The following is an 8,672-nucleotide window of genomic DNA, read 5'->3' on the forward strand; positions in this document are numbered from 1 at the left end:
CTTCAAGATGTCCTTGCGCGGTATGGCGGGCATTTTTTTAGGTCTCTCACTGTCTGGCGATGTCGAGGAAGGCCGCTGTTGCTGCCTTTGCGAATTCCGGGTCGTTGATATGCAGCGGCAGGCGCGTCACGCGGCGCTTGCCGTTGGGCTTGATGGTGCGCTCGATGGCATCGAACAGAACGGCGTCGGCTTCCGGGTCGAAGAAGGCGCCGCCTTCGATGTCGAGCGCCGAGACGCCTTTTTCCGGGATGAGAAAATGCACCGGTCCCCCGCAGCGGGCGAGCCTGGTGCCGATCCACTCGCCGATCGCACGGCATTCGTCCGCCGTGGTGCGCATCAGCGTGACATTGGGATTGTGTTCGTAGAACAGCCGGTCGCGATAGTGTTCCGGGATGGTCGAAGGCGCCCAGAAGTTCACCATATCGAGCGCGCCGACGGAGCCGACATAGGGCAGCCCCGTGCGTGCGACGGCGCCGAAACGATCCTCCGTCGCCGGCAGCACGCCGCCGAAAAGAAGATCGCAGACTTCGGTCGTGGTGATGTCGACGACGCCGGACAGCAAGCCGCTGTCGGCCAGCTTTTCCATGCTGCGGCCGCCGGTGCCGGTGGCGTGGAAGACCATGCAGTCATATCCGGAACGGAGCTGGTCGGCGATGGCGGTCACGCAAGGCGTGGTGACGCCGAACATGGTGAGGCCGATCGATGGCTTGCCGTCGGGCGGTGGCGCCGGGCTGGCCGCCATGCCTGATATGGCTTGAGCCGCGTTGTGCAACACGACACGGGAGAGCCGGTTCAGTCCGGCCATGTCGGTCACAGAAGGCATCATGATGATGTCGGAGACATCGACGTAGGGAGCGGTATCGCCGGAGGCGAGCGTCGAGACCATGATCTTGGGCAGGCCGAGCGGCAGGGCGCGCATGCCCGACGTGACGATCGATGTGCCGCCACCGCCGCCGATGCCGATCATGGCCGCGATGTCGTTGCGCGATTGGGCAAAGCGGGCGAAGGCGATGCCCATTGCGGCGACCGCGGCGCCGCGATCATTGCCGCCGAGCACGGTTTCACGGCCGCCGGGATGATGGTCGGCGATTTCCCTCGCGCTGATATCGACGGGGATGGTTGCGTCGCGCGTTCCGACATCGACACGACAAACGAGGGCGCCCGCAGCAGTGATCGCATCGGCCAGGAAGGCGAGTTCCTCGCCCTTGGTGTCCGCGGTCCCCACCACATAAATACGCTTCATTGCGCTCTCCCAATCTTGGCAGGCGCGATGCCGCCCCCATCGCTCATTGCCCGGGCCACTCGACGATGCGGACGCCATTGCAAATTTTTGAGACGCGCGTATCGTATTGGTATGAATGTCTCACGTCAACAATCCGCTGCGAGCGACGAGGCTGAACGGGCAACCGGCCCAGTGCCCGAACGTGGGCCGCGCGCGCGGACCAAACGGCTGATGCTGGAGACGGCAACAAGGCTGATGCAGGCGGGCGTCACGCCCTCAGTCAGCGAGGTCGCCGAGGCGGCCGAGGTTTCCCGCGCCACCGCCTATCGTTACTTCCCGAGCCAGTCGGCACTGGTGCAGGCCGTCGTCGACGAGGGGCTGGGGCCAATCCTCACCTGGCAATCGACCTCCGCCGATGCCGAGCGCCGGGTCGCCGAGCTGTTCGACACGGCCATGCCGCGCATCGAGGCCTTCGAGGCTACGTTCAAGGCAGCACTGAAGCTGTCGCTCGATCAATGGGCGCGGCGTCAGGCCGGCACGCTGGGCGGTGAGCCCGCCTTTACGCGTGGCCACCGCATCGACCTGCTGAAGGATGCGCTCTCGCCGCTCAAGGGCCGTTTGCCGCCGCGCGACTTCAAGCGGCTGGCACAGGCGCTGTCGCTTATCTTCGGCGTCGAGGTGCTGATCGTGCTCAAGGATATCTGGGGGCTGGACAGCCGCCGGACGATGTCGGTCGCACAGTGGGCGGCCGGGGCGCTGGTGCGTGCGGCAGTGGCGGAATCGGTCGATGAAGGAGGCAGCTTCGATCCGAAGGCAGTCGTGAAATAGAGCCTAACTGGTTCGACCAGATTGGCATGCACACTACTGATCTTAGCGGTTGGGTGGGGTATTGGACAATACCCGATCATATCACTGAGTAGGAAAATCTTGGTAAAACAGGCAGATAAAGCGGTAATCCGATGGAAATGGCCACGTCAAGCTGCCAAGAAAGGGCTTGACGCGCATGCAAAATTGGTAATACCAGATTGGATCAGAAAAGCGGATCGAAAGTGAGGGCTGCGATCCATTTTCCGGCGGGGCGAGGAGGCTCGAAACCGGAAAGGTGCGATCACGGGAGGAACTACCAGGGCCGGCCACGTTGCCGGCTCGCACGATAAGGTAGAACGCGCACAAGGGAGGAAATCATTATGCGCAAGTTAGTGACCAGCGTACTTGCTGGTATCGGCTTAACGCTTGCCTGCGGAACGTCCGTTTACGCGCAGGAAAAGTCACTCACCATCTTCTGGGCTGAATGGGATCCCGCAAATTATCTGCAGGAGCTCGGCAACGAGTACGAGAAGCAAACCGGCGTCAAGATCACGGTGGAAACCACCCCGTGGGCCGATTTCCAGACCAAGGCCTTTACCGAGTTCAACGCCAAGGGCAGCGCCTATGACCTGGTCGTCGGCGACTCGCAATGGCTTGGTGCCGCCTCCGAGGGCGGTCACTATGTCGACCTCACCGACTTCGTCAAAGAGAACAAGGTTCTCGACAAGATGGCTCCGGCGACGGTCAAGTTCTACTCCGAATATCCCGGCAACAGCGGCAAATACTGGTCGATCCCGGCCGAGGGCGACGCCGTGGGCTGGGCCTACCGCAAGGACTGGTTCGAGGATCCGAAGGAAATGGAAGCGTTCAAGGCCAAGTATGGCTACGACCTTGCCGTTCCGAAGACCTTCAAGGAAATGACCGACATCGCGGAGTTCTTCAACAGGCCCGACCAGAACCGCTACGGCATCGCCATCTACACACAGAACCAGTATGACGGCCTGGCGATGGGCTTCGAGAACGCGCTGTTCTCGTATGGCGGTGAGCTCGGCGACTTCGGCACCTACAAGGTCGACGGCATCATCAACTCGGACAAGGCGGTGGCCGCGGCGGAAAACTACCGCAAGCTGTTCGGCTTCACGCCTCCGGGCTGGACCAACGCCTTTTTCGTCGAGAACAACCAGGCCATCACCGAAGGCCTGGCGGCGATGAGCATGAACTACTTCGCCTTCTTCCCCTCGTTGATCAACGAGGCGTCGAACCCGAACGCCAAGAACACCGGCTTCTTCGCCAACCCGGCAGGTCCAGGTGGCGAGCAGTTCGCCGCGCTCGGCGGCCAGGGCATTTCCGTCGTCTCCTATTCCAACAACAAGGAAGAGGCGATGAAATTCCTGAAGTGGTTCATCCAGGACGATACGCAGAAGAAGTGGGCGGCCCTCGGTGGCTACACCTGCAACAAGGCCGTGCTGGAATCGGCCGAGTTCCAGAACGCCACGCCCTACAACAAGGCCTTCTACGACACGATGTTCAAGGTCAAGGACTTCTGGGCGGTGCCGGAGTATGCGGAACTGCTGCAGCAGCTCAACCAGCGTGTCTATCCGTACATCGTAAACGGCGATGGTACGGCCAAGGAAATGCTGGATGCGCTGGCGAAGGATTGGGACGCCACGTTCAAGAAATACGGCCGCGGCCAATAACCGACATGTAGTGCGGAGGAGGCCTGCGCCTCCTCCGTTTTCTTTTTCAGGAATGGGAGCAGGTCTTGGCGACCACAATGATCACACCGCTGAATACCTCCTCCAGAGCCGCCTCTCGCGGCCTCAGCGACATTTCGATACGCAACCTCTTCATCATTCCGACGATCGTGTTCCTGATCGTCTTCAACATCTTTCCGCTGATCTATTCGCTCGGCTATTCCTTCACTGACTTCCGCGCATCGACCAATGCGCCGGCCAATTTCGTCGGACTGAAGAACTATCGCGAGCTCCTCAGCGACCCTTATATCTGGAACAATTTCGCGGTGACCGCGAAATACGTCATCGTCTCGGTCGTCGGTCAGGTTGTCGTCGGCTTTGGAACGGCAATGCTGCTCAATCGCACCATTCCGCTCAAGGGCCTGATCACGACATTGCTGCTCTTGCCGATGATGCTCTCGATGGCGGTGGTCGGCCTGTTCTGGAAGCTGCTCTACGATCCGTCCTGGGGTGTCATCAACTACGTGCTCGACCTCGGCAAATTCCAATGGCTCGGCGACCCGAAGATGGCGCTCTACGCGGTCGCGTTCACGGACATCTGGATGTGGTCGCCCTTCGTCATGCTGTTGTCGCTCGCCGGGCTTTCGGCGGTGCCGAAGCATCTTTACGAAGCTGCCGCGATCGACCGCGCCGGGCCGTTCTATACCTTCTTCCGCATCACGCTGCCGCTGGTCGCGCCGATCCTGATGATCGCGGTCATCTTCCGCACCATGGAAGCCTTCAAGACTTTCGATCTTGCCTATGTGCTGTCGACGCAGCCGAGCACGGAGGTGATTTCCATCCGTCTCTACAAGATGGCTTTCCAGGAATGGCAGACGGGGCGCTCCTGCGCGCTTGCCTATATCGTGCTGATCATGGTGCTGGCGATCACCAACATCTATGTGAAATACCTCAACAAAGTTAAGGAGCGCTGAGATGGCGGCCGTCCAGACTTCGGGTGAACGGGCGCTCAACAAGGTCGCTATTGTCGCCGTCCTTTTGGTGACGATCATCTTCCTGGCGCCGATCTACTGGATCGTGGCGACCTCGTTCAAGCCACGCAACCTGGCCACGACGATCCCGCCGACGGTGATGTTCGAACCGACCATCTCGCCTTTCGTCAAACTTTTCACAAAGCGCTCACAGTTGCGCAGCCCGCCGTCGGCCGAAGAATATGCCGCCGCCCCGTGGTGGGAACGCGTCGTGTTCGACGGCGGCGAGAAGATCGTGCGCGACGGCAAGGGCCAGGTGCAATGGTCGGGATATCCGAGCCGCTTCCTGAACTCGCTTATCATCGCCATCACCTCGACGGTGTTGGCGGTCGGCATGGGGACATTCACCGCCTATGGCTTCTCGCGCTTCAAGGTGAAAGGGGAGGCGGACCTGCTCTTCTTCATCCTGTCGACGCGCATGTTGCCGGCGGTGGTGGTCGCCATCCCGATGTTCCTGATGTACCGGGCAGTCGGGCTCAACGACACGCATCTGGGCCTGATCATTCTCTACACCGCCTTCAACCTGTCCTTCTCCGTGTGGCTGATGAAGGGTTTCATGGACGAGATTCCGAAGGAATATGAGGAGGCCGCGCTTGTCGACGGCTACACGCGCATGGAGGCGTTCTTCAAGATCGTGCTGCCGGAGGCCGCCACGGGCATCGCCGCCACCGCCGTGTTCTGTTTCATCACCGCATGGAACGAATACGCCTTTGCGCTGATCATGACCAACCGCCGCGCCCAGACCGCGCCTCCCTTCATCCCGAGCCAGGTCGGTTCGGGCCTGCCGGACTGGACGGTGATCGCCTCCGGAACCTTCCTGTTCCTGCTGCCGGTCGCCATCTTCACCTTCCTGCTTCGCAATCATCTGCTGCGCGGCATGTCCTTCGGAGCGATCCGCAAATGAGTTTTCGCGCCTTCAACCAGAAATACCTTGAGCCTGGGTCGCAGATACTGATGGTGCTCGGCATCGTCGCGCTCTGCCAGCCCTGGAACATGCTGCTGCACAGCTATGGCCTGACCATCATCCTGATCGGGCTCGTCGGCTTCAACGTAACCTCCAAGATCGCGCCCGAGGAGAAGGCCGGCACCGGCCAGGTGCGCAATCCGGGAGCACAGCATTGACCCAGATCGAGCTTCGCGGCGTCCAGAAATTCTTCGGCGCCGTCCAGGTCATCAAGGACCTGAACCTCAAGATCGCCGACAACGAGTTCATCGTGCTGCTCGGCCAATCGGGCTGCGGCAAGACGACGACGCTGCGCGCCATCGCCGGGCTGGAAACCATCGACGAGGGCGACATCTTCATCGACGGCAAGCCGGTGCAGCATTTGAAGGCCGCCGATCGCGACATCGCCATGGTGTTCCAGTCGTTCTCGCTCTATCCGCATATGAGCGTCTACGAGAACATCGCCTTCCCCTTGCGCGCCACGCGCAAGAGCAAGACGGAGATCGACAGCGAGGTGCGCTCCGTCGCCAAGACGCTGCAGATCACCGACCTGCTGGACAAGAAGCCGTCGGCGCTCTCGGGTGGCGACATGCAGCGCGTCGCCATTGGCCGCGCTCTGGTGCGGCGGCCGAAAGCCATGCTGATGGATGAGCCGATCGGCGCGCTCGACGCCAAGCTGCGCGAGGAGATGCGCGCGGAAATCAAGCGGCTGCACATCAAGCAGGGCTCGACCACCATCTATGTCACCCACGACCAGATCGAGGCCATGAGCCTGGCCGACCGCATCGTCATCATGCACGCAGGCGTCTTGCAGCAGGTCGGCACGCCCGACGAGGTCTATTCGCAGCCGGCAAATCTGTTCGTGGCGCAATTCGTCGGCAGCCCGGTGATGAATGTCACCGATGCGGCGGTGGCCGAGACGGCGTCCTCGGTTTCGGTGACGGTCGGTGGAGCCGCCGCCGGCTTCGAGTTCCCGCGAGCGCTGCTGTCGAAGCTCAACGGCCATGCCGGCGGCCAGTTGGCGCTTGGCATACGGCCGGAAGGCGTGCTCATCCGGCGCGAGGCGACCGAGGGCTTCGTGCCTGTCGACACGCATATCGTCGAGCCGCTCGGCTCCTTCGACATCGTCGATCTCAAGGTCGGAACCGAGTTGCTGCGGGCCCGCACCAAGAGCGGCTTCGTTGCCGGACCCGGTGAAAGGGTCTTCGCCAGGATCGACCCGACCCAGGCGCATTTCTTCGACAAGGCAAGCGGCAAGTCGCTCGAGGTGAGACTCTGATGGCCCATATCCAGCTCAAGAACATCTCAAAGACCTTCGGCAACCACACGGCGCTCACCGGGCTCGATCTCGATATTGCCGATGGCGAGTTCTTCGTGCTGCTGGGCGAGACGGGCGCCGGCAAGACGACGACGCTGCGGCTTATCGCCGGCCTGGAGAAGCCCAGCGAAGGCCAGGTCTTCATCGACGGCGTCGACGTTGCCGACTGGGGTGCGGCCGAGCGTGACGTGGCGCTGGTGCTGCAGCAATATTCGCTCTATCCGCGCTACACGGTGCGCGAAAATCTCGAATTCCCGCTGAAGCCGAAAATTCGCCGGCTACCCGACGCCGAGATCAAGGACCGTGTCGACCGTGCCGCCCGTACGCTGCGGATCGAGCATCTGCTCGACCGCAAGACGGATCGGCTGTCCGGCGGCGAGATGCAGCGCGTCTCGATCGGCCGCGCCATTGTGCGCAAGCCGCGTGTGTTCCTGATGGACGAGCCGCTGTCTGCGCTCGACGCCAAGCTGCGCGAGGCGCTGCGGACTGAACTGAAGAACCTGCAGATACAGCTCGGCGCCACCTTCCTGTTCGTCACCCACGATCAGATCGAGGCGATGTCGATGGGTGACAAGGTCGGCGTGCTCAACCATGGCCGAATCGTCCAGACCGGCACACCGCATGAGATCTACAACAATCCACGCGACACCTATGTGGCGAGCTTCGTCGGTTCGCCGCCGATGAACCTCATCGACGGCAAGCTCGTGAACGGCCGCGCGGTGATGGCGCCGCTGAATTTCGAATTGCCTTTTTCAGGGGGAGCCAAAGCGGGCGGGGCGACCGACGGTCGCCCGCTCGTCTTCGGCATTCGTCCCGAGGACGTCTATCTCGAGAGCGGCGCGCCGGTCGAGGCGCGTGTCCACGACGTCGAGAACCACGGCGTGGAAAAGATCCTGACGCTGCGCGTCGGAGACGCGACACTGCGTGCAACCGTGCCGGCCAGGACCGACGTCGCCATCGAGCAGGCGGTGCGCTTTGCCTGGAACCCCGACAAGGTGGTGCTGTTCGACAAGGGCAGCGGCGTCAGCTTGCGACACGCCTCGTAGCCGCATCCGAGCCTATTTCTGGAAGTAGGTTTCGTAGGGCGTGTCGTTGATCAGCAGGATCACGCATTCCGTGTCGGAGACGCAGGCGTCGTCATGCATCTCATTGGCTTTCTGGGTCCAGTAGGATCCAGGAGGCAGTTCGACCTTGGTCGCCTCGCCGCCATCCATCTGCCAGTGCGCCCACATCCCCTTTATGACCACCGCACGATAATCCGCGGTGTGCGCATGGACCGGTGCGCGCCAGTTGCCGGGAACCTTCAGCAACGTGCCTGCCGGACCCTTGGCCCGCTCGCCCCACAATGGGCCAAGACGATGCGGCTGGTCGGGTACTTCCGCCACATAGGGGATCTTGTCGGCCGGCAGGTAGCTGTCCTCGAGGGCAAAGGCGCGCCCGGGAACCGCAAGCATGACGGCGAGTGCGATGAGCTTCGGATGATTTGGCATTGGTTCTCCTCTTCGGACCGGCTTGCCGCCGGCCTCTCGCTGCCTGGTTCTGGCAAGCTATTGCATGCGGTTGGCCTGGCAATGGCATTGCGTCCGGAAGGCTTGGCAATTCATCCAGACCCGGCAATCCACGGCCACGCTGCGGCTGGTGCCGATGCGATTGATGC

The 8,672-nt window shown here is 61.9% G+C and carries 9 protein-coding genes; 7 read left to right on the plus strand and 2 right to left on the minus strand.

Translation table 11 applies throughout. The features are described 5' to 3' along the window. Positions 1–46: 46 nt before the first annotated feature. Positions 47–1,243: a Tm-1-like ATP-binding domain-containing protein gene (locus EN914_RS14650; protein WP_013529492.1), complete on the minus strand. Its 1,197-nt coding sequence runs from the start codon at positions 1,241–1,243 to the stop codon at positions 47–49. A 111-nt stretch (positions 1,244–1,354) separates the two neighbouring features. Here EN914_RS14650 and EN914_RS14655 point away from each other — a divergent pair, with 111 nt between their 5' ends. The 7 genes from EN914_RS14655 to EN914_RS14685 all read left to right on the plus strand — a co-directional run bounded on the left by EN914_RS14655 (position 1,355) and on the right by EN914_RS14685 (position 8,061). Beyond that, entirely contained in the window at positions 1,355–2,050 is a 696-nt protein-coding gene (locus tag EN914_RS14655) for a TetR/AcrR family transcriptional regulator (protein WP_024504437.1), read from the plus strand. Between the two features lie 359 nt (positions 2,051–2,409). After that, positions 2,410–3,726, plus strand: a complete 1,317-nt coding sequence (locus EN914_RS14660) for an ABC transporter substrate-binding protein (protein ID WP_013529494.1) — start codon at positions 2,410–2,412, stop codon at positions 3,724–3,726. A 65-nt stretch (positions 3,727–3,791) separates the two neighbouring features. Next, positions 3,792–4,697 (plus strand): carbohydrate ABC transporter permease, encoded by a 906-nt coding sequence (locus tag EN914_RS14665; RefSeq protein WP_013529495.1) that lies wholly within the window; start codon positions 3,792–3,794, stop codon positions 4,695–4,697. Between the two features lies 1 nt (position 4,698). Further along, positions 4,699–5,658, plus strand: coding sequence for a carbohydrate ABC transporter permease (locus EN914_RS14670; protein WP_013529496.1), 960 nt, complete (start codon positions 4,699–4,701; stop codon positions 5,656–5,658). Beyond that, complete coding sequence (locus EN914_RS14675) at positions 5,655–5,876, plus strand: hypothetical protein (RefSeq protein ID WP_013529497.1); 222 nt, start codon at positions 5,655–5,657, stop codon at positions 5,874–5,876. Before EN914_RS14670 ends, EN914_RS14675 begins: the two co-directional genes overlap by 4 nt. Further along, a complete protein-coding gene (locus EN914_RS14680; RefSeq protein WP_013529498.1) occupies positions 5,873–6,976 on the plus strand; it encodes an ABC transporter ATP-binding protein in 1,104 nt (367 codons plus the stop codon). The genes EN914_RS14675 and EN914_RS14680 overlap by 4 nt, the downstream gene beginning before the upstream one ends. After that, positions 6,976–8,061: an ABC transporter ATP-binding protein gene (locus tag EN914_RS14685; RefSeq protein ID WP_013529499.1), complete on the plus strand. Its 1,086-nt coding sequence runs from the start codon at positions 6,976–6,978 to the stop codon at positions 8,059–8,061. The genes EN914_RS14680 and EN914_RS14685 overlap by 1 nt, the downstream gene beginning before the upstream one ends. Before the next feature lie 12 nt (positions 8,062–8,073). On the opposite strand, the gene EN914_RS14690 is transcribed toward EN914_RS14685, so the two are convergent. Then, positions 8,074–8,505 carry a DUF4437 domain-containing protein gene (locus tag EN914_RS14690; protein WP_013529500.1) on the minus strand — a complete coding sequence of 144 codons (432 nt, stop codon included), beginning with the start codon at positions 8,503–8,505 and terminating at the stop codon, positions 8,074–8,076. Positions 8,506–8,672: the final 167 nt, after the last annotated feature.

It is taken from the genome of Mesorhizobium sp. M7A.F.Ca.CA.001.08.2.1, from assembly GCF_003998455.1.
GTDB classification, from domain to species: Bacteria; Pseudomonadota; Alphaproteobacteria; order Rhizobiales; family Rhizobiaceae; genus Mesorhizobium; species Mesorhizobium ciceri.